This is a genomic window from Aeromonas veronii (genome assembly GCF_040215105.1).
GTDB classification, from domain to species: domain Bacteria; phylum Pseudomonadota; class Gammaproteobacteria; order Enterobacterales; family Aeromonadaceae; genus Aeromonas; species Aeromonas veronii_G.
Map to the genome: position 1 here is coordinate 562,475 of NZ_CP157875.1, position 20,450 is coordinate 582,924.

The following is a 20,450-nucleotide window of genomic DNA, read 5'->3' on the forward strand; positions in this document are numbered from 1 at the left end:
CTTGCATCCGGTTTCAAATCCAATGACTTATACCCATGACGCGACGGCCTGTGAAGAGTGCGATCTGCTGGTCCCGGCCACCCCCCTCGCGGTGGGGGAGACGAGCAGTTGCCCCCGTTGCGGTCACACCCTGAGCCGACACCTGCCCGAGCAGGAGCGCAGGCCGCTGGCCTATGGTTTTGCCGCCCTCATCATGTTCGTGCTCTCCAACACCTTCACCTTCATGTCGTTCTCATCCAACGGGCTGGGGCAGGAGATGACCTTCCTGCAGTGCATCACCACCCTGGTGGAGCAAGGCTATCTGTTCCTCGGCGCCGTGTTGAGCCTGACCCTGATCGGTCTGCCTCTGGTCTATGTGGGCTCCATCATGCTGGTGCTGTGGCGCATCGACAAGGATATGCACAGCCGTGCACTGCGCTCCCTCGGCCGTTTGCTGTGCCGGATCCGGCCCTGGCTGATGGTGGATGTCTTCCTGATCGGGGTGCTCATCTCCCTGGTCAAGCTGATGGGCATGGCGGACATCAAGATGGGGCTGTCGTTCTGGGCCTTCGTCGGCTATACGCTGCTGCTCATCAAGATGATGTCATCGCTGGACAGGATGTGGCTGTGGCAACGGCTGTTTGGCCAGACCGAGCCGAGGGAACTGGATCCCGAGGCGAGCGCCATGGCATCCGGGCTGGTTGGCTGCCACATCTGCGGCGCCCTGAGCGAGGCCGGCACCGACCGCTGCCCGCGCTGCGGCGATCACCTCCATGCGCGCAAGCCAGGTGGTCTGAACCGGACCTGGGCGCTGCTGATCACCTCGGTGATCCTCTACATTCCCGCCAACGTCTATCCCATCATGGACACGGTGTTTCTGGGGGACGACAGCCCCTCGACCATCCTGGGCGGGGTGCTGCTGCTGTGGGCGCTGGGTTCCTATCCCATCGCCGCCGTCATCTTCTTCGCCAGCGTGGTCATCCCCCTGGTGAAGATCCTGGCGCTGTTGTGGCTCTGCTTTGTGGTGCAGCGAGGGCAGGGCGCCTCGCCCCTGCGCAAGCTCAAGCTCTATCGCATGACTGAATTTGTGGGACGTTGGTCGATGATCGACGTCTTCGTGGTGGCCATCCTGGCCGGTCTCATCCGGCTCGATAATCTGATGTCCATCTATCCTGGCCCCGCCGCCGTCGCCTTTGCCGGCGTCGTGCTGATCACCATGGTGGCCGCCATGAGTTTCGATTCCCGTCTGATCTGGGATTTACAACAAGGAGAGCGCGAACGTGAGTGAGCGTAAGACAAGGTGGAAACCCGGCTCGGACTTTCTGAGCTCGGCTGCCGCTATCTGGATGGTACCGCTGCTGGCGCTGTTCATCGGTGTTTGGATGCTGTTCCAGCATTGGTATTCGCAAGGCCCCAGCTTCACCCTGACCGTGGCCACGGCCGAGGGCATAGTCGCGGGCAAGACGGTGATCCGTTCCCGCGAGGTGGAGGTGGGCCGCATCGAAGCGGTGGAGCTGAGCGATGACTACAGTCACGCCGTGCTCAAGGGGCGGCTGAGCAATGCCGCCGCTGGCATGCTCAAGAAAGACAGCCAGTTCTGGGTGGTCAAGCCCAGGGTTGGGCGGGAAGGGGTCTCCGGCCTCGGTACCCTGCTCTCCGGCGCCTATATCGAGCTCTCCCCCGGCAAGAAGGGCAAGGCGCTCAACACCTATGCCATGCTGGACAGGCCGCCTCTGGCCTCGCTGGATGCCAAGGGGCTGCGGCTCTCCCTCAGTAGCCGCGATGCGCGTGCCCTGGGGGTGGGATCGCCCATCAACTACCAGGGCTTCACCATCGGTCAGGTGGAAGAGGCCAAGTTCCTGCCAGAGAAGAGCGAGATGGAGTATCAGCTCTTCATCAATGCACCCTATGACACTCTGGTAAGCAGCAACTCCCGCTTCTGGTTGACCCCGGGCTTCGAGGTCTCCATGAGCAGCGAGGGCATGAAGGTCAAGATGGACTCGCTGGAGACGTTGCTCGATGGCGGCATCACCATGGGGCTGCCGCCTGGCTGGTACCCCGGTGAACCAGCCAAACAGCATGACGAGTTCGTGCTGTTCCAGGACGAGGCGAGCGTGCTGGCCGGTAGCCTGGATCAGTTCATCGATTACGTCTTCCTGTTCGAGGACAACGTGGGTGGCCTGCATCCCGGTGCGGCGGTGCAATATCGCGGCATCCGGGTGGGTACCGTGATCTCGGCCCCCTATCTCATCGATGACAAGGGCGTGCAGCTGTTCAAGAATCGCGAGATCCCGGTGCTGGCCCGCATCGAGGTGCAGCGGCTTTCCCATCGCTATGCCAATGCGGAGAAGGAACAGTGGCGCGCCCTGTTCAGCAAGCAGTTCAAGGAAGGCTTGCGGGCATCCCTCAAGACCTCGAACCTGCTGACTGGTGGCAAGGTGGTGGATCTCAACTTCTACCCGGATGTGCCGGCCTACAAATCGGTCAAGGTGGCGGGTTACCAAGTGTTCCCGACCGTGCAGGCCGGGCTGGATCAGATAGAGCGCAAGGTGAACCTCATCCTCGACAAGTTCGTCGACATGGACATGACCACCACGCTCACACAGGTCAACAGCACCCTGGCGACTCTGGACAAGACCCTCAAGCACGTCAGCGCCGTGAGTGCCAATCTGGAGCAGTTTACCGGTCAGGACTCGACCCAGCAGTTGCCGGCCTCGCTCAATGAGAGCCTCAAGCAGTTGCAGGAGACGCTGCAAACCTACGATGCCAGCTCCCAGACCAATCAGGAGTTGCGTCAGTCGGTGCAATCCCTCAACCAGCTGATGGGCGAATTGCAGCCCCTGGTACATTCCCTGAACGAGCAACCGAGTTCACTGATCTTCGATCGCTCTCGCCCCCAGGATCCTGAGCCCAAGCGAGGAAAATGATGAAAAAAAGGATGATGACCCTGGCCTTGCTGGGCCTGCTGGCGGGTTGCAGCTCGGCCCCTGCCAGCCTGCACTACTACTCGCTCGATACGGGCAGCCAGCCCGCACCGCTGATGGCGACTAAACCCCAGCATCAACTGGTGCTGCGCCCTGTCGCCCTGGCGGGGCAGCTGGATCGCGTGAGCCTGGTCTATCAGTTGGAGGGCAACGAGCTGCACTTTGCCGAATACCACCGCTGGGCGGGCTCGCTGGATGCCCAGCTGAACCAGTTGGCCCTGAGCGGCCTCTCCAGCCGGTTGCCTGGCTGGGTGGTGCGTCAGGACGGGGCCCGCAAGGGTCCGGTACTGAGCATCTCGGTGGAGCGCTTCCAGGGTCGTCACGACGGCCGCGCCTTGCTGAGTGGCCGCTGGCGCTTGTTGACGGAGGACGGTGTGGTGCTGCGGGACGTGCCCTTCCAGCAGGTGCGGGTACTGCCAGCCGATGGTTATGGCACCCTGGTCGACGAGCTGGGACAGGGTTGGCAGCAGTTGCTGGACCAGATCGCGACAGAGGTGCGCAAAGCCGGTTGAGACCGGCATGAAAAACGGGAGGCCAAGGCCTCCCGTTTTGTTTTCTGGCAGAAACGGACGAGGTTACTGCTGGACCTCGGAGACCCCTTGCACCTTGACCTCGACCCGGCGATCCGGGGCCAGGCAGACGATCAGCTCACGCTTGGACTTGCTGGTGCAGCTGTCGCCGGTGACCGGGGAGTTCTTGCCATGACCTTCCACGTTCACCTTGCCAGCAGGCAGGCCCTTGCCGATCAGGTAGTTGGCCACGGTCTGCGCCCGCTGCTCGGAGAGCTTCTGGTTGTAGGCATCGGAACCGATGCGGTCGGTGTAACCGATGACGGTGGCAGAACCATCTTTGGGTCTGGCTTCCTCAATCTGGTTGTAGAGGGTGTCCAGCGCCTGGCCGGCTTCCGGCTTGAGGGTGGCCTTGTTGAAGTCAAACAGCACATCCGAGCTCAGGGTGAACTGCTTGTCCACCACGACCGGCTCGGGTGCCGGGGCCGGGGCGGCGACCGGCAGGGCCGGTGCGACCTGACCGAAGCGATAGACGGCGGCCACGGAGAGCAGGCCGTTGTCCATGCGCAGGCCGGTGTCATCTCGGCTGCCATAGGGGGTGCTGTACTGGTATTCGAGGCGGGCGGCCCAGTCCAGGTTGAGGGCATATTCGGCCCCGAGGGCGCCGACGAAGATGCCACGGCTGTCATTGTCCAGCTCGTCGCTGCTGCTCCAGCCATAGCCACCCCCGACGCGGCCATAGAGATCCAGGCTCTCGGTGACCGGGAAGCCGAGTTTTAGAGAGAGCTGGGCCATCTGGGCCTCGACGGCATCGTTGAAGGCCGCGCCGTTGCGGGTACCGCTGTATTTGTATTTGCCCAGATAGTCGTAACCCAGTTCGACCCCCAGATTTCGGTTGATCTGGTAACCCACGAAGGCACCGGCGCCGACTTCGTCGTCATCCTTGTCCGTGGTGGTGATGGTGTTGCTTTCGTCGAAGTTGTAGAAGTTGGACCAACCCAATTTGGCACCGCCATACCAGGTATTGTCTTGTCCGGCTGCCTGAGCGTTGGCCGCAAGCAAGCCTGAAACCAGCAAGGTAATCAGTGTTTTTTTCATGTGAAGCCTCTGCAATTTTGTTTGTCGGGAGGCAGGATCCGTATCGCCTCGCCGTATGGGTTGGGCCAGTGGCCGGCCACAACATGTTTAAACGTAGCCCGTTTTTTTTGAACCTCAAGCAACTGATATAAAACATATTGTGATAACTATGCCCATCATAGGGGAGTTATTCGGGAAGAGGGCCAGTATGGCTCCGATTTGTGACAGGGGTCATATGAGTTGCTTGGAGGCTGCTCAAGCGGGCCGACACAAAAAAGGCCGACATGCTGTCGGCCTTGGCACCCTCACTGGGGGATGAACTCGTACTGCTGCTCGATGAAGGCGCCAGCCCGCTCGCTCAGGGCCGCATGCACGGCCGTGGTGGGGTGCACCTGATCCCAGAACATCTTGCCCTCGCAGTTGAGCTCGCTTGCGCTGCGGCGTGCCATGGGGGAGGCGACGGCCTGCGCCAGCAAGGGGTTGCCGGCGATGGCGAGACGCTCTGGCTCGCTGAAAGCCGCGAGCTGGTTGCTGCTGGCCACGCTGCGAGAGGCGAATGGCTTCCACACATAGCCGCCGCCGTAGCAGGCATGCTCGGTGTCGCTCAGACCGAAGTTCTGCGGCTCACGCAGCATCTCGGCGAACTGCTTGTCTATCTCGAACAGCTTCACCAGGCCGGTGGGCGCCAGCTGGCGTGCCAGATTCAACAGCAGCTCGTTATGGTAGGCCGAGACATGACTTGCGGCTTTCACTACATTCTGGCTGCGTGCCGAGGGGTTCTGACCGAGATCCGGCAGGTTGAACAGCAGGATCTGCTTGGCGCCGTTGAGCACCATGCGATTCGCCGAGTCGCTGATGACATCCCGTACCCGCTTGGCATCCTGCTCGGTGTTCCAGCCATAGGCCAGATAATCGTTGGCGCCGACCCAGAGGATCACCAGATCGTCAGGCTTGAAGCTGTCTTTCTCCAGGAACTGGGTGATCTCGTAGTCCAGGTTGTTGATGACCTGATACTTGGGGTTCCAGGAGATCTTGTTGTAGGCCACCGCGGTGGCGCCCCCTTCGGCCTCGTTGGCGATCGTCAGCCCCGGGAACTGCTGGGTCAGCTGCTCCAGCCAGACCGGACCGTTGGAGAAACGGCCCTGATAATAAGGAGGGCTGGAGGGGAGGTAACCGCGCATCTTGCCGTACATCTTGCCGGTGTCGGAGAGGCTGTCACCGAACATGACGATGCGGGAGAAGGCGGGACGCGGCTCAGCGGCCTGGGCCGTCAGTGCGCAGAGTCCCAATAAACACAGAAACCATTTTTTCATGTCGTCTTTCTCATTGGATGCAGGCCTTGCCTGCGGGCTTTTCCTCGATGGCGCCGGGCTGGGGACCCGTTTGCCACACCGCAGGGTATTTGGCCGAATTTAATTTCGCATCCATGGGGTATAATTAAATCGATTTCGGTCACACTCGGCTCCCCCACATGGGGGAAGCTTCACGTTTGTTTCACGGTCAGGGGGGCAAGATAGCCTCATACCGCAACGACAGGAGCATGAGATGAACAAAGCAAGCGTAATCGGCCTGGTGGCCCTGATGTCCGTATCCTCTTTCGCCATGGCGGCTTACACTGGCCCGCAGGAGCAGAATGTCATCACCGTTGCCCAGTTGAAGGATCAGCGTGACGATAGCTGGGTGACCCTGGAAGGCAAGCTGACCAAGCACCTGGGTGGCGAGAACTACATGTTCCGCGATGCCAGCGGCGAGGTTGAGGTGGAAGTGGATGGGGATGTGTGGCGTGGCATCGAAGTGGGCCCGAACGATCTGATCCGCATCCGTGGCGAAGTGGATCACAGCTGGGACAAGACCGAGGTCGAGGTGGAACGCCTGGAAAAAGTCGGCGCAGCGGCCCCGAGCAAGGGGGGGTTCATCACCAAGTAAGCGGCGGAAGCCGCTTCAACGAGAAGGGCGCTCCATGAGCGCCCTTCCTGTTTTGGGTGGTCGTCAGCCGGCCCGGCTGGGCACGCTGCGTTTGAATCCCTTCTCGGCCTGATTGACCTTGTAGAGGTAGCGACGGGCCTCCGCTTTGGGATGCTGCTCGGTCAGCACCTGATAGACCGCCTCGGGGGAGAGCCGGTTTATCATGCCGGGGGCCGCCTTGCGGTCGCTGGAGAAGGTGTTGAGCACCCCGCCGGCCCCGCCGTTGTAGGCAGAGATCACCGCATAGCGCCTCGACTGGGGATCCTGGATATCCGCCAGATAGACGGTCTGCAGCAGGTGCAGATAGGCGGTGCCCACGTCGATGTTGTAGGCCGGGTTGAACAAGTCCTCCCGGGTCGGCTGGCCGTTCTTGCCCTTGACCCGCACATAGACGTCGCGCCCCGCCGTGGCCGGGATCACCTGCATCAGGCCATAGGCGTTGGCATGGCTGACCGCATAGGGGTTGAAGCTGCTCTCGGTCTTGATCACCGCGTAGATCAGGCTCTCGGCGACCCCGTACTTGCGGGAGGCGTCGCGGATGATGCTGGCGTACTTGTAGCCGCGCTTGTCCTCATGGTTCGCCACCATGGGGATGTCGATGAAGAAGATGTTGCGAATACCGAGGGTGCGCTTCTTCATGGCGGTGTTGAGCAGGTAGTCCGCATAGCGCTCTGCGCGCCAGCTGGAGCGGATCGGCTGGCCCTGGTTGTCCAGCACCTGACCGTAGAGGAAGGGCTCGCCGCCGGGCATGATCTCCCGGTCGGAGTAAAGATCCACTTCCGCCGGATCGTCCGGTGTCATCAGGGTTTCGATGATGGCGCGGCGCAGGTGGGCGCGGGGATCCAGTCCGGAGACGGTCTCCACCATGATGTGGCCGCTGGAGAAGTCGATGTGGGCCCGGCTCTTGTATTGATCCGTGTATTTGACGTAGTCAAACTTGCCCGCAAACAAGGCCTCTCGCCCCCAGATCTCGTTCACGTTGTGAGAGAGGGCACTGATCATGTGCTCGAAGCCACGTATGTCCTTGCCGTTGACCAGATCCTCGTCATCTTCGCGGGGGGCGGGGGAGGAGGAGCAGGCAGAGAGAAACAGCACGGCGCACAGCAGCCAAAAAAGTCGACCCATAAAATCCTCAAGCAAGGTGGCCGGGCCACCCGTCATTCATGAACTCTGAGCAAGGAGGGAGGTGGCCGTCGACGGCCCGATGCTGGAAGGCGAACCCCTGCCCAGGGCTAATTGTTACTGGCTGGGAGGGGTGTAGCCGTCGATGGCCACTTCACCCGCTTCGAACAGGTAGCTCACCATCTCTTTTTCCAGCAGCTGACGATGCTCGAGGTTCATCATGTTCAGTTTTTTCTCGTTGATCAGCATCACCTGCTTTTTCTGCCATTCGGTCCAGGCTTCCTTGCTGATGTTGTCGAAGATCCGCTTGCCGAGCTCGCCGGGGTAGAGTTGGAAATCGAGACCCGGCGCCTCTTTCTTCAGACGCTGGCAGAATACGGTACGGCTCATGTTGACCTCTGTGGTTGCAACTCAGGATTGTAAGTCCGGGTAGGCGAGCAGGCGGGCCGTAGCGGCCGCCAACCCCACCTCGGCAGGATGGCGTAAGTTATACCAGAGTCGGGAATCCGCTTCCATGAGCAGCGGGGGCGGCGGGGCAGTCAGTTCGATCAGCAGAGGCTGGATATCCAGGTGGAAGTGACTGAAGGTGTGACGAAAACCAGTCAGTTCCCGGTAGCCGGCGCCCTGCAGTCCCAATGCCTGCAAACGGGCTTCCACCTCGGGCAGTGCCTCCACCTGCGGGAAGCAGTAGAGCCCGCCCCAGATCCCCTGGGGAGGGCGCTTCTCCAGCAACAACTGATCGCCGTTGCGGATGATCAGCATGATGCCGGTGCGGGCGGGGATGCTCTGCTTGGGCTTGCTGTTGGGGTAGGCGGTGGGGTTGCCTTGCGACAGCCCCTGGCAATCGCTTTGGACCGGACAGCGCCCGCAGGCGGGCTTGCTGCGGGTACAGACGGTGGCCCCCATGTCCATCATGGCCTGGTTGTACTGGGCGACGCCGAGCCTGGGAGTGAGGCGAGTCGCCAGATCCCAGAGGGTGTTCTCCACCGTCTTCTGCCCGGGCCAGCCCGGCAGCGCCAGCCAGCGGGTGAGTACCCGCTTCACGTTGCCGTCCAGAATGGCGTGGGGCTGACCGAGCGACAGGGAGAGTACGGCGCCGGCGGTGGAGCGGCCGATCCCTGGCAGGGCCATTACCTCCTCCAGCCGTTCCGGGAACAGGCCGCCGTGCAGGTCGCGGATAGTCTGGGCCGCCTTGTGCAGGTTGCGGGCGCGGGCGTAGTAGCCGAGTCCGGTCCAGTGGTGCAGCACTTCGTCGATGGGGGCATCGGCCAGGGCCAGCACATCGGGGAAGCGTTCCATAAAGCGCTGATAATACGGAATGACCGTCGCAACCTGGGTCTGTTGCAGCATGATCTCGGAGATCCAGACCCGGTAGGGGGTCTTGTCCTGCTGCCAGGGCAGGGTCTTGCGGCCATGGATCTGGTACCAGTCCAGGATCCGGGTGGCGAAGGAGGTGTTGTCTGGGTTGCTCACGATATGCTCATCTTATTGATTAAAAAGGGGAGCTCTCGGGCTCCCTCTTGTGGTCTGTCGATATGGCGGGGTTATCCGCGCCAATCCTGCAGCGCCTTGAGGCTGGCATGCTGGCCGCCGACCTGCAGCACTATATCATCCTGGGCGATGGCGATCAGGGTGACTCCGGGGGCAATCTCGCTCCCTTCATGCAGTTCTCGCCCGTTGAGCACCACGGCCCGCTTGGCCGGATCGGAGGAGTAGTTGTGGGCACCATAGGTCAGCGGTGGCACCTGCTGCTTGATGGCCGCGGGCAGGGCACCGAGGGGAATGGCCCCGGCCGAACGCTCGATCTGGGGCGTCGACTCTTCCACCAGCGGAGTGTTGTTGAGGGCCATCATGATGCGCTCCGCCAGACTCTGGCCATTGTTGGTGGCGCTGGCCGTTGCCTTGGGGGCCGGGGCCGCCTTGGGTTGCACCACGGGTTCCGGCAGCGGGGGCGGCAGGGGGCGGGTGATCATCGGCTTGGGCTCGACCCGCACGAAGGGCGGCGTCACCACCTCTTTCACTTCGATCTGCTGCTCGATGGGCTTGAGGTGATAGAGATGCCAGCCATAGTTGGCGCCCGCCCCCATGACGAGGGCGAGCGGCGCCAGCAGCCACCAGATCCAGCGGCGGTTGGGCTCTTCATCCTGGCTCACGGGCAGCCCCATGAGCGGCATGTGCGGGGTGAATTGGGGTTGATCGGCCCGGCGCAGGGCTTTGAGCAGGGTCGACATCAGGAGGCCTCCTCCATCATTTCATCCAGTTTCACCGGGACATCGGCGCGCAAGGTATCGTCCTCGAGCTTGGGCATGGGTTCACCCGCCTGCACGTTCAGGCGCAGCAGGGTGTTGCTGCCAGCAATCCCGTCCGGGGTCAGCCCCTGCTCGCGCTGGAACTGCTGCAACTTGTTCTTGAGCTCGGCATCGAAGCGGCTCACCTTGCGATCCGGTTGTTGCATGGCGCGGCTGAGGGCATTGTCCAGCCATTGCACCTGGGTTGGGCCGGCGTTGCTGCCGATGAGCGACACGCCTCCCTTGGGCATGCGCCACAGCAGGGTGTAACTCCCTCCCCAGGCATCGGCGAGCCACTGGCGGTCTACCTGCCAGCTCTGGTTGCCGATGAGCAGGGAGGCCTTGTCCGGACCCAGATTCACCAGGGTGGCGTAGTAGAGACCGCCGGTCGCATCGGTCAGGCTGATGAGGGCCGGATGTTGCAAGGCTTGCAGCTCCGCCAGGGTGGCATCCCCCTCCTGGCAGCGCAGACCGGCGCGAGGGGCGTTGTCACAGGTCGCCTCCTCCAGCTCGGCCTGGTAGCCCCAAACCTTGTAGAGATTCTGCATGGCCACATCGGGCTCGATCGCCTGATTGATGGCCCGGGTCAGTTGCTCCTGCTGCTCCGGCGTGTCGTCCACCTTGACCGGGATCTCCACCTTGACCACGGGACGGGTGGGGAAGATGCCGATGAACTGCCAACCCCACCAGCCGGTCGCGACCAGCAGGGCGCCGACCAGCGCCACGGTCAGGCCGGACTGCCAGCTTCCCTCATCACGAATGCCGCTCACCTCGAAGGCCGCCTGGCTGATGTCGCCATGGACTATCTTGTGGCTGCCACGGGCGAAGGCGGCGATGAGGGCGCGATCGCAGATGAGGTTGATGAGGCGCGGGATGCCGCCGGAGAGGCGGTGCAGGGTCTGGATGGCCCTGGGAGTGAAGATGGGCTGGATGCAGCCGGCCACCTGCAGGCGGAAGCGCACATAGGCATCCACATCCTGGCGCGACAGCGGCAGCAGGTGGTAGCGGGCGGTGATGCGCTGGGCCAGCTGACGCAGCAGGGGCTGGCGCAACATTTGTTGCAGTTCGGGCTGGCCGATGAGTACGACCTGCAGCAGTTTCTTCTCGTCAGTTTCGAGATTGGTGAGCAGACGTAGCTGTTCCAGCACGCCTGGCAGCAGATGCTGCGCCTCATCCACCAATACTACAGTGCGTTTGCCTGCCGCCAGGTTGGCCAGCAGGTGATCGCGGATGAGGTCGAACAACGGCTTGAGGCCCGCGTCTTTCTCATAGGACAGCTGGAACTCGTCGCAGATGGCCGCCAGCAGATCCCGCTCGGTCAGGGAGGGATTGAGGATGTAGGCGATCTCGGTGTCGACCGGCAACTGCTGCAACAGGCAGCGGGAGACCGTGGTCTTGCCCGTTCCCACTTCTCCGGTGAGCAGCACGAAGCCCCCCCCATCCTGCAACCCGTAGTTGAGGTGGGCCAGAGCCTCCCCATGGCGTTCGCTCATATAGAGATATTTGGGGTTGGGCGAGATGGAGAACGGGGGCTCCGACAGACCGAAGAACTGTGTGTACATAAGGATCCATTCCATTGTTATGGGCGGCAGGTTAAAGCCTCCCCCCGGGGATGTCAAAGACCCGGATACCATAAGAGGGTCATCCTACCCGGTGGCTCAAATGGCGAGGTTGATCGGGGTCGAATTATCACACCCGCTGACGGAGATGCCGGAATCGGGGACGTCGTCTCCCCGCCGCAAAAGCGGTATCATCGAGGCAGGTTTATTGAGGAGAGTACGCGTGCAGACTTATCTGGTTGGGGGAGCGGTACGGGACCGCCTGTTGGGCTTGCCGCAGGGGGACAGGGATCACCTGGTGGTCGGTGCGACCGTGGAGCAGATGCTGGGTCTCGGCTTCACTCAGGTTGGCCGCGATTTTCCGGTGTTCCTGCATCCCAAGACCCAGCAGGAGTACGCTCTTGCCCGCACCGAGCGCAAACAGGGGCAGGGCTATACCGGCTTTGTCTGCCATGCCGCGCCGGACGTCACGCTAGAACAAGATTTGCTGCGCCGGGATCTCACCATCAACGCCATCGCCGAGGATGAGAGCGGCCAGCTGCACGACCCCTATGGCGGTCTGCAGGACCTGAAGGCCCGGGTGCTGCGCCACGTCTCCCCGGCCTTCGCCGAGGATCCCCTGCGCATTCTGCGGGTGGCCCGCTTCGCCGCGCGCTTCCATGCCCAGGGGTTCGTGGTGGCCCCACAGACCCAGGCTCTGATGCAGCAGATGACGGCGGCGGGAGAGCTGGCCCACCTGACCCCGGAGCGGGTCTGGAAGGAGCTGGAGAAGGTGTTGCTGGGGCCGACCCCCGCCGTCTTCTTCGAGGTGCTGCGCGAATGCGGCGCTCTCAAGGCGTTGTTCCCCGAGCTGGATGCCCTGTTCGGGGTGCCGGCCCCGGCCAAGTGGCACCCGGAGATCGACACCGGCATCCACACCATGATGGTACTGACCCAGGCCTGCCAGCGCTCTCCCGAGCTGGTGGTGCGCTTCGCGGCGCTGTGCCACGACTTTGGCAAGGGGCTGACGCCCCCCGAATTCTGGCCGAGCCACCACGGCCATGGCCAGAAGGGGCTGCCCCTCATCCGGGATTTCTGCGAGCGTTTTCGGGTGCCGAACGATTGCCGGGATCTGGCGCTGCTGGTGAGCGATCTGCACACTCATATCCACATCGCGTTTGAACTCAAACCCGCCACCCTGCTCAAGCTGTTCGACAAGGCGGATGCCTGGCGCAGGCCCGAGCGCTTCGCCCAGCTGCTGGACACCTGCCGCGCCGACTTCCACGGTCGCACCGGCTTCGAGGAGCGGGTCTATGCCGAGCCGGACTATGTGGCCCAGGCACTGACGGCGGCCCAGGCCGTGCCGGTCAAGGAGATAGTGGCGGCAGGCTTCAAGGGGGAGGCGATCCGCGAGCAGCTCGGCAAACGGCGGCTCGATGCCATCAGCCGGGTGCGGGACGAGTGGACCTTTATCGACGAGTGATGAGATCCCTTCGGCGGCTCGATGGGCCAAGCCTGAACGGTTGTTCGAGACAATGGAGATATAAAAAAGCCCGGGTCACTGACCCGGGCTTTTTGCTGCGAGGCGCCTTAAGAGAAGCAGGCCTGCAGCACGTAGAAGATGGCGATGGCCAGGATGGCGCCAGCGGGCAGGGTGATGACCCAGGAGACCACGATGTTGCGCAGTACGCCGAGGTTCAGGGCCGCAATGCCGCGGGCAAGACCCACCCCCATCACGGCACCCACCAGGGTCTGGGTGGTGGAGATGGGCAGGCCGGTGCCGGAGGCGATCACCACGGTGGCGGCGGTGGCCAGCTGGGCGGCGAAGCCACGGCTCGGGGTCAGGTGGGTGATGCCGGTGCCGACGGTCGCCATCACCTTCTCACCCATGGTGGCCAGACCGATGACGATGCCTATGCCGCCAAGGGGCAGGATCCACCAGGCGATGTGGGAGCTGCCGCCGATCTCGCCGCCTGCCGCCACGATGGAGGCGACCGCGGAGAGCGGGCCGATGGCGTTGGCCACGTCGTTGGAACCGTGGGCGAAGGCCATGGCACAGGCGGTGATGATCATCAGGATGCCGAACACCTTCTCCACGTTGGCGAAGTGCATCTTGCTGTCATCCTGCGGGTTGTACTTCTGACCGCGAATGTAGAGCCAGCCGGCAAAGGCCACGGCGATGGAGATGGCGATGGAGAGCAGGATCCCCTCGCCATTGCTCAGGTGCAGGCCGACGTGGGTCAGCCCCTTCTTGATGGTGACCAGGCAGATGACCAGGGCCGTCAGGAACATGTAGAAGGGGACATAACGCTTGGCGTTGTTGAGGGGATCATCGGTGTTGAAGATGAGCTTCTGCACGCTGATGAACATGAAGTAGGCGATCACCCCCGAGATGGCGGGTGTCACCACCCAGGAGCCGACGATGCCACCGAACTTGTTCCACTGCACCGCTTCCGGGCCAATGCTCACCACGGCGAAGCCGACGATGGCACCGATGATGGAGTGGGTGGTGGAGACGGGCCAGCCGAAGTAGGAGGCCAGGATCAGCCACAGACCCGCCGCCAGCAGGGAGGCAATCATGCCAAGCACCAGCAGATCCGGCGTGTCGGCAAAGGCGTTGCTGTCGATGATGCCGTTGCGGATGGTAGCCGTCACTTCGCCACCGGCCAGATAGGCACCGGCAAACTCGAAGATCATGGCGATGATGATCGCCTGACGGATGGTCAGGGATTTGGTACCGACCGATGTACCCATGGCATTGGCGACGTCATTCGCACCAATCCCCCAGGCCATCAAAAAGCCGAACAAGGCCGCCACGAGCACCAGGGTGGTGCCGTAATTTGCGATAATGTCCATTAGTAGTGTTTACCCTGTCAGTCGATTACGAACGAGCCAGCATCAATTCCAGACGGGCGCCAACGCGCTCGGCCTGATCAGCCAGGTCACCTACCCATTCGAGGATCTTGTAGAGGAACATAACGTCGATCGGATTGTATTTGTGCTCAACGGCTTGCAGCTGTTGGCGAAGCCCGATCTGCATGGTGTCAGTATCGTCCTCGATGAGATCCAGCTGGTGGATCATCTCGGCAACCATTTCAACTTCACGTCCTTTAAAGCCGGTTTCGAGCAGCTCATCGAGTTCTCCGATGGCTTTTTCGGCTTGGGCGGTCGCATCGATACAACGTTTGAGATAGGCCATGAAATCGGCACGCATCTCGGAGGGGAATTCCATTTTACGGCCAAGCATGCGGCCGGAGATATCCTTGGCACGGTTGGCAATCTTGTCCTGCTGGGTCAGCATCTCCAGCAGGTCGGTACGGGCGACCGGCAGGAACAGGCCGCGGGGCAGCTTGAGACGGATTTCACGTTTGAGAATGTCCGCTTCTTTCTCCAGCTGGGCAATTTGCTGCCGGATCTTCTCGGCATCTTCCCAGCGGTCTTCGGCAACGGCATCAAAGAACGGAATCAGCTGCTCACAGCACACGTGAACCTTGACGATATGCTTCTGCAGCGGCTTGATGGGGGACTTCGCGAAAAGTCCCAGGATAGTATTTACTGGCATGGCCAAACCTGTGTCGGTGAAAAAACACTCGATACTATTTCATGAGGGGCGCATGGTAACCGAACTATGCCCTCAATAAAACCGTGAATTAATCCTGATGTTTCGCTGGCATTATATCTTCGTGGCGGGGATCATGCCCCCCAAAGTTGCCAGCCAGCCCGGAATGACTATGCAAACTGAGATCGAGATAAAATTTTTCGTCGCCACGGACATCCAGGAACAACTCTCCAACCTGCTGAATAAACTCGATATTATCTCCGCAAGCAGCGCTAGCCTCGGCAACGTCTACTTCGATACGCCAAAGCTTGCCCTGCGCAGGCTCGACATGGGACTGCGCATCCGCCGCAGCGACGATTTCTCCGAACAGACCATCAAGTGCCGGGGTCAGGCGATCGGGGGGTTGCATGCCCGCCCCGAGTACAATGCCCCGGTCAGCGGGGAGTTGCCGACCCTGGCAACCTTCCCCGACGAGATCTGGCCGGATCTCGCCCATCGTGATGGCATCCAGTCCCGGCTAGTGGCCCAGTTCAAAACGGATTTCGTGCGTCGTCACTGGTTGATCGCGTTTGAGACGGCGGGCCAGGCTGCCGAGATCGAGCTGGCCTGGGATCGGGGAGAGATAGTAGGGGAGCAGGGACGCAGCGTCATCGATGAGCTGGAGCTTGAGCTCAAGTCCGGCGAGGCGAGTACCCTGTTCGCCCTGGCAGCCGAGCTGGCCGGGTTGGGGGGCATCCGGTTGGGGGCCCAGTCCAAGGCCCAGCGTGGCTACCGGTTGGCGGGGCTCGGCAAGGCGATGGCGCCGCAATCTCTGCCGGATCTGGAGGGCCGGGATGCCGAGGCGCGCATCGCTCTCGGGTTGCAGCACTGGCAACATCACGAGCAGCTCTGGCTGGAGTCTGACGGCACGGCCAAGGCGCAGGCCCTGTCCGGTCTTCTGGAGGGGGTTACCCTGCTGAAGGATGCGGCAGCCACCTTGGTGGGATCCCCCGCCTGGTTGCCAGCCCTGCTGACCCAGCACGCCTGGTTGGCGCAATGGGGGGGAGAAGAGGACGCACTCCTTGCCCGAGTTCACAGCGCCGACTATGTGCGGCTGCAACTGGCCATCTCGGCCTGGCTGCATCTGGGGGCTTGAGGGCCGCTCGCGATATGGGTTCGTGATGACACAAGCAGCAAAAAGGTGAGCCTTGGCTCACCTTTTTTCGTTTCAGTCGGGCTGCCCTGAGGTCAGTTCACCACGGCCACGTTGATGCTGCCGTTGCCCTGGGTCATGCGAACACGGGCCCCCGGCACAAAGGTGGGGCTGGCTTTTTGCACCACGACGATGGATTCCCCGTTCTCTTTCTTGATCTCGAGTTCCACCCCATCGACCTGATTGAGTTTGTCGCCAGCCGCCTTGCCGGCCGCGGCGCCCGCGATGGCGCCACCGGCGGCGGCGATGTCGCTGCCCCGGCCGCCACCTATGGTGCTGCCTAGCAGGCCGCCGACCACGGCGCCACCTATGGTGCCGAGTACCGAGTTCTCATCGGCCTGGATCTTGACCGGGCGGGTGGACTGTATGGTGCCGTAGCTGACGGTCTGGACCTGCTTGGCGCGATCCTTGGTGTAGACGTCACCGGAGTAAACGTCGCTGTTGGCACAACCAGTGAGGGCGGTGGTCGCGGCCAGCAGGGTGACGATGGCGATACGTTTGAACATGATGAGCCTCCTGGGCGAGCATCGGGTTGATCTCTTCGTTGAGCTTAACTTTACGCCAAGCTAATCGCGCATGAAACTGGCAAAATGTAACCATTTATGTGCCGAGGGCCCGCTGCCACGCTATCTCCTCATGGCAGGGGCTTCTCCAGCAGCAGGCGATCCTCCCCCGGGCCGAAATAGCCGGGCTCCTCTGCCAGCTGCTGGTAGCCGAGACGAAAGTAGAGACGCTGGGCCGGGTTGGCCGGATCCACGGTCAGCCTGACTCCTGTCGCTGCCAGTGCCGCCAGCCCCTGTTCGACTCGCACCATCATCCGTTCGGCGAGCCCGAAGCCACGAGCTTCCGGCAGCACGGCCAGAGAGAGCAACCAGCCCTGCGACCGATCCTGTCCAAGTCCGCCCAGGGCATAACCCAGCAGCTTGCCATCCCGCTCGGCCACGATCAGCAGATCCGGCCACAAGTCCATGGCCTGGCGAAAGAAGAAGGGAGGGTAGACATCTTCTCCAAAGACCTCGACGTCGAGCCGCCCGATGGCGTGCATGTCGGTGTGGCGAGCCACTCTCAATAGGGGGGGCTGGTGCATCCTGACTCCTTGGGACTTGCTGCCGGGCGGCAGTCAAAAAAAGAGCCACAGGGTAGTGAGCCAGCCGGTGCGATGCAAGGGGCAGGGGATTTACGGTGGCAGTGGCCTGCCATGGGGACGCCTGGGTGCCTTGCGGCGGCTGTCCAGCAGGTGGCGCAGGGCGAGCCAGGGGTGATGCCACAGCATACGGGGGCCGCTCCATTTCATGATCTGCTGGATCTGCTTGCGCATGGCGGGGGCATAACAGTGGATATCGCACTTGGCGCAGGTGGGTTTGTGGCCCTGACCATAACGGCAGCGACGCAGCCGCTGGTGGGCGAACTCCCGCAGCTGGCGGCAATGCCGGCAGTCGGGATCCTGATGATGGTGGTTGCAGTAGAGGCGGATCATGGCGCTGACCGTCAACTGCTCCCGTCTGAGCCTGGGGTGATCGGGTGCCTGGCTGGCACGGGCACTGCGACGAGTGCCTGGCTGTTCGGAGTTCATGGCGCCATTGTCCTGACCAGGGCGGCCGGGGTCTTGATACAGGTCAAGGCGGGAATGAAAAACAGGGCCCTTGGGCCCTGTGTCATCAGTGTATCTCGATTGCCTCGATCAGATGAGACTGGTCGCCTGCTCCAGCCAGACGAGATCTTCACCTTCCAGCAGCGGGCTCAGACGGCGGAAGACTTCCACGTGGTAGTCGTTGATCCAGCGGAACTCATCCTGGCTCAGCAGGCTGCGATCGATGAGGCGGATGTCGAACGGCACATAGGTCAGTCGCTCGAAGCCCAGCATCGGCAGCTCGCCCCGCGCCTCCAGCTCGGTCACCACCACCAGGTTCTCGCAGCGAATGCCGAAGGCGTCCTCGCGGTAGTAGCCCGGTTCGTTGGAGAGCACCATGCCTGGTTGCAGCGCCACCAGGCTGCCCTTGGGCGCGATGCGCTGGGGACCCTCATGCACACTCAGGAAGTGGCCGACCCCGTGACCGGTACCGTGGTCATAGTTGTAACCGGCTTGCCACAGGGGCATGCGGGCCAGCACGTCGAGCTGGATGCCGGCGGTGCCGCGAGGGAAGCGGGCCTGATCCAGGGCGATGTGGCCCTGCAGCACCCGGGTGAACATGGCCTTGTGCTCCTCGGTCACCTCGCCCACCCGCAGGGTGCGCGTGATGTCTGTGGTGCCGTCCAGATACTGGGCGCCGGAGTCTACCAGATAGATGCTGTCCTGGCCGAAGGGGCGCGGCACACCGTTGGTGTGGCGGTAATGGCACATGGCGGCGTTGGGGCCAAGGGCCGAGATGGTGTCGAAGCTCGGCTCCACATAGTGATCCTGCTCCTTGCGGAAGGACTCCAGCTGATCCGCCAGGGTACCTTCATCGACGCCCTCGAACTCACCGCTGGCGACCAGACGGTCCAGCCAGGCGAGGAAGCGGGTAACGGCGACGCCATCGCGCAGGTGGGCGGCGCGCATGCCGGCCAGCTCCACGGCGTTCTTGCAGGCCTTGGGCAGCATGGTGGGATCCTGACCGGCCACCAGGATGGCACCGGCTTCTTCCATCACGAGTTGGGTCCAGGCGTTGGCGGTATTCGGGTCGGCCAGCACCTTCTGTTGATCTTCCCCGATGCGCTGCAGCACGTCACCCAGCTTGTCGATGGGGTAGACGGAGACATCCTGCCCCACGTGCTGGCTGAAGGCGATGCAGTCGATCTTGTCGGTATCGACGAAGAAATCCATGGTGGCGTTGGCGTAGAGCACCGCGAAGCCCAGTACCACGGGCAGACGCTCCACGTCGCGGCCACGCAGGTTGAGCAGCCAATTGATGGGCTCGGCTTGAGTCAGCAGCACTGCGTCCAGTCCGCGCTTGCGTAGATCCATCGCCAGCTGTTCGCGCTTGGACTGGCTCGACTGGCCCGCCAGCGCCTCGCTGTAGAGGATGACCGGGCTCTTGGCGGGCACCGGGCGATCGATCCAGAGCGGGTCGATGGGATTCTCGTCCACCCGCACCAGTTCGATGCCACGATCCGCCAGCACCGCCTTGGCGTTCTGGTACCAGGCCAGGCTGTGCAGGCGGGCGTCGAAGCCGACCCGGGCGCCGGCCGGCAGTTGCTCCGCCAGCCACTGTACGTGGGGATCCTCATTCAGATGGAGGAATTCAAACAGTTCGGCGGGTGCCTGCATGCGGGCCTGCACAGTGTAACGACCGTCGATGAACAGGGCCGCCCGCTGCGCCAGGATGATGGCGAGGCCGGCGGAGCCGTTGAAACCCGTGATCCAGTCCAGCCGCTCGGCATGGGCGGGGATGTACTCCCCCAGGTGCTCGTCATCGTGAGGGACGATGAAGGCGTCCAGTTCCTGGGTGGCCAGGGTGGTCCTGAGCTGGGCGACGCGGGTTTCAATAATCTCGAAATGATTCATGTCGTTACTGCCAGATTGTGGTGATGTGAGTGTTCACTGGGATTGACTGCTCGCCAGGATCTGTTTGATCGACTGGCCAGCCGCCTCGATATGTTGCCTGAGCAGGACGACCGCCTCGTGCTTGCGGCGTTCGCGACACAGCGCCAGCAACTGGGCGTGCTCGCGCTCGGCCTTGTCCACGCCACCCTGGGCAAACAGCAGCTCGAAGCGCACGTAGCGATCGCAGCTCAGGTTGATCTGGGCGATGAGCTCCAGCGCCTGGGGGCGATTGGCGGCCTGATAGAGGGTGGCGTGAAAACTGTGGTTCAACTCGGCCCAGTGCTCGACCTGGGTACCGGACTCCAGCGCCAGATCGAACTGGGCCAGGATGGCTTGCGCCTTGGCGAAGGTCTCCTCCGTCATCATGTCGACGGCGTGGAACAGGGTATCGGCTTCCAGCAGGGCTCGCAAATAAAAGAGCTCGTCGATGGCCGAGGCGTCCAGCATGGTCACCACGGCGCCGCGATGGGCCTCGAACTTCACCAACCCCTGGGCTTCCAGCTGCATCAGGGCTTCTCGCACCGGGATCCGGCTCACCGCCAGCTCCCTGGCGATGGCGTCCTGGCGCAGGGGGGCGCCGGCGGGGAACTCGCCGCGCAGGATCCGGCCGCGCAGGTTCTCCATCACCATCTGGGTGCGGGTCTTGTAGGGTGGGCTCATGCTGGGGTCACGGGGCAGGTTGCAAAATTGTATATTGTATAAAGTTTGGCTGAA

General features: G+C 62.5%; 20 protein-coding genes. 6 read left to right on the plus strand and 14 right to left on the minus strand.

Annotated elements, in window-relative coordinates; genetic code table 11:
- The first annotated feature begins 22 nt into the window (after nucleotides 1-22).
- Genes ABNP46_RS02745 through ABNP46_RS02755 form a run of 3 tightly spaced genes read left to right on the plus strand, consistent with a single transcriptional unit; the run spans nucleotide 23 to nucleotide 3,475 of the window.
- On the plus strand, nucleotides 23-1,267 hold the full coding sequence (locus ABNP46_RS02745) for a PqiA/YebS family transporter subunit (protein WP_434476171.1): 1,245 nt from the start codon (nucleotides 23-25) through the stop codon (nucleotides 1,265-1,267).
- Nucleotides 1,260-2,906, plus strand: a complete 1,647-nt coding sequence (gene pqiB, locus ABNP46_RS02750; RefSeq protein ID WP_349920896.1) for an intermembrane transport protein PqiB — start codon at nucleotides 1,260-1,262, stop codon at nucleotides 2,904-2,906. Before ABNP46_RS02745 ends, pqiB begins: the two co-directional genes overlap by 8 nt.
- Nucleotides 2,906-3,475, plus strand: coding sequence for a PqiC family protein (locus tag ABNP46_RS02755; protein WP_349920897.1), 570 nt, complete (start codon nucleotides 2,906-2,908; stop codon nucleotides 3,473-3,475). Before pqiB ends, ABNP46_RS02755 begins: the two co-directional genes overlap by 1 nt.
- A gap of 63 nt (nucleotides 3,476-3,538) precedes the next feature.
- On the opposite strand, the gene ompA is transcribed toward ABNP46_RS02755, so the two are convergent.
- A complete protein-coding gene (gene ompA / locus ABNP46_RS02760; protein ID WP_349920898.1) occupies nucleotides 3,539-4,570 on the minus strand; it encodes a porin OmpA in 1,032 nt (343 codons plus the stop codon).
- A 284-nt stretch (nucleotides 4,571-4,854) separates the two neighbouring features.
- Nucleotides 4,855-5,862 carry an SGNH/GDSL hydrolase family protein gene (locus ABNP46_RS02765; protein ID WP_349920899.1) on the minus strand — a complete coding sequence of 336 codons (1,008 nt, stop codon included), beginning with the start codon at nucleotides 5,860-5,862 and terminating at the stop codon, nucleotides 4,855-4,857.
- Nucleotides 5,863-6,094: 232 nt separating this feature from the next.
- On the opposite strand from ABNP46_RS02765, the gene ABNP46_RS02770 reads away from it, so the two are divergent.
- Complete coding sequence (locus ABNP46_RS02770) at nucleotides 6,095-6,475, plus strand: YgiW/YdeI family stress tolerance OB fold protein (protein WP_349920900.1); 381 nt, start codon at nucleotides 6,095-6,097, stop codon at nucleotides 6,473-6,475.
- A gap of 63 nt (nucleotides 6,476-6,538) precedes the next feature.
- Here the strand turns inward: ABNP46_RS02770 and mltC are convergent, their stop codons facing one another.
- The 5 genes from mltC to ABNP46_RS02795 form a co-directional block, all read right to left on the minus strand.
- Nucleotides 6,539-7,639, minus strand: a complete 1,101-nt coding sequence (gene mltC, locus ABNP46_RS02775; protein ID WP_349920901.1) for a membrane-bound lytic murein transglycosylase MltC — start codon at nucleotides 7,637-7,639, stop codon at nucleotides 6,539-6,541.
- A gap of 114 nt (nucleotides 7,640-7,753) precedes the next feature.
- Nucleotides 7,754-8,026 (minus strand): oxidative damage protection protein, encoded by a 273-nt coding sequence (locus ABNP46_RS02780; protein ID WP_139433930.1) that lies wholly within the window; start codon nucleotides 8,024-8,026, stop codon nucleotides 7,754-7,756.
- 21 nt (nucleotides 8,027-8,047) lie between these two features.
- On the minus strand, nucleotides 8,048-9,109 hold the full coding sequence (gene mutY, locus ABNP46_RS02785; RefSeq protein WP_349920902.1) for an A/G-specific adenine glycosylase: 1,062 nt from the start codon (nucleotides 9,107-9,109) through the stop codon (nucleotides 8,048-8,050).
- Nucleotides 9,110-9,180: 71 nt separating this feature from the next.
- Nucleotides 9,181-9,867 carry a GspB family T2SS assembly factor variant ExeB gene (gene exeB / locus ABNP46_RS02790; RefSeq protein ID WP_349920903.1) on the minus strand — a complete coding sequence of 229 codons (687 nt, stop codon included), beginning with the start codon at nucleotides 9,865-9,867 and terminating at the stop codon, nucleotides 9,181-9,183.
- Entirely contained in the window at nucleotides 9,867-11,486 is a 1,620-nt protein-coding gene (locus ABNP46_RS02795; protein ID WP_349920904.1) for an ExeA family protein, read from the minus strand. Before ABNP46_RS02795 ends, exeB begins: the two co-directional genes overlap by 1 nt.
- Nucleotides 11,487-11,706: 220 nt before the next feature.
- On the opposite strand from ABNP46_RS02795, the gene ABNP46_RS02800 reads away from it, so the two are divergent.
- Entirely contained in the window at nucleotides 11,707-12,945 is a 1,239-nt protein-coding gene (locus ABNP46_RS02800; RefSeq protein WP_349920905.1) for a multifunctional CCA addition/repair protein, read from the plus strand.
- A 107-nt stretch (nucleotides 12,946-13,052) separates the two neighbouring features.
- Here ABNP46_RS02800 and ABNP46_RS02805 read toward each other — a convergent pair whose 3' ends face one another.
- Together ABNP46_RS02805 and ABNP46_RS02810 are read right to left on the minus strand one after the other, a co-directional pair.
- Nucleotides 13,053-14,318, minus strand: coding sequence for an inorganic phosphate transporter (locus tag ABNP46_RS02805; protein WP_349920906.1), 1,266 nt, complete (start codon nucleotides 14,316-14,318; stop codon nucleotides 13,053-13,055).
- A 25-nt stretch (nucleotides 14,319-14,343) separates the two neighbouring features.
- Entirely contained in the window at nucleotides 14,344-15,024 is a 681-nt protein-coding gene (locus tag ABNP46_RS02810; protein ID WP_349920907.1) for a TIGR00153 family protein, read from the minus strand.
- 169 nt (nucleotides 15,025-15,193) lie between these two features.
- On the opposite strand from ABNP46_RS02810, the gene ABNP46_RS02815 reads away from it, so the two are divergent.
- The gene (locus ABNP46_RS02815; RefSeq protein ID WP_349920908.1) at nucleotides 15,194-16,156 is read left to right on the plus strand and encodes an inorganic triphosphatase; all 963 of its coding nucleotides are present in this window, start codon (nucleotides 15,194-15,196) and stop codon (nucleotides 16,154-16,156) included.
- A 92-nt stretch (nucleotides 16,157-16,248) separates the two neighbouring features.
- On the opposite strand, the gene ABNP46_RS02820 is transcribed toward ABNP46_RS02815, so the two are convergent.
- From ABNP46_RS02820 to ABNP46_RS02840, 5 genes are all read right to left on the minus strand, one after another.
- Nucleotides 16,249-16,719, minus strand: a complete 471-nt coding sequence (locus ABNP46_RS02820; RefSeq protein WP_349920909.1) for a glycine zipper 2TM domain-containing protein — start codon at nucleotides 16,717-16,719, stop codon at nucleotides 16,249-16,251.
- A gap of 128 nt (nucleotides 16,720-16,847) precedes the next feature.
- The gene (locus tag ABNP46_RS02825; RefSeq protein ID WP_349920910.1) at nucleotides 16,848-17,300 is read right to left on the minus strand and encodes a GNAT family N-acetyltransferase; all 453 of its coding nucleotides are present in this window, start codon (nucleotides 17,298-17,300) and stop codon (nucleotides 16,848-16,850) included.
- Nucleotides 17,301-17,390: 90 nt separating this feature from the next.
- Nucleotides 17,391-17,786, minus strand: a complete 396-nt coding sequence (locus ABNP46_RS02830) for a nitrous oxide-stimulated promoter family protein (protein WP_349920911.1) — start codon at nucleotides 17,784-17,786, stop codon at nucleotides 17,391-17,393.
- A gap of 108 nt (nucleotides 17,787-17,894) precedes the next feature.
- Nucleotides 17,895-19,697: an aminopeptidase P family protein gene (locus tag ABNP46_RS02835; RefSeq protein ID WP_349920912.1), complete on the minus strand. Its 1,803-nt coding sequence runs from the start codon at nucleotides 19,695-19,697 to the stop codon at nucleotides 17,895-17,897.
- Nucleotides 19,698-19,730: 33 nt separating this feature from the next.
- Nucleotides 19,731-20,396, minus strand: coding sequence for a GntR family transcriptional regulator (locus ABNP46_RS02840; RefSeq protein ID WP_349920913.1), 666 nt, complete (start codon nucleotides 20,394-20,396; stop codon nucleotides 19,731-19,733).
- Nucleotides 20,397-20,450 lie beyond the last annotated feature (54 nt).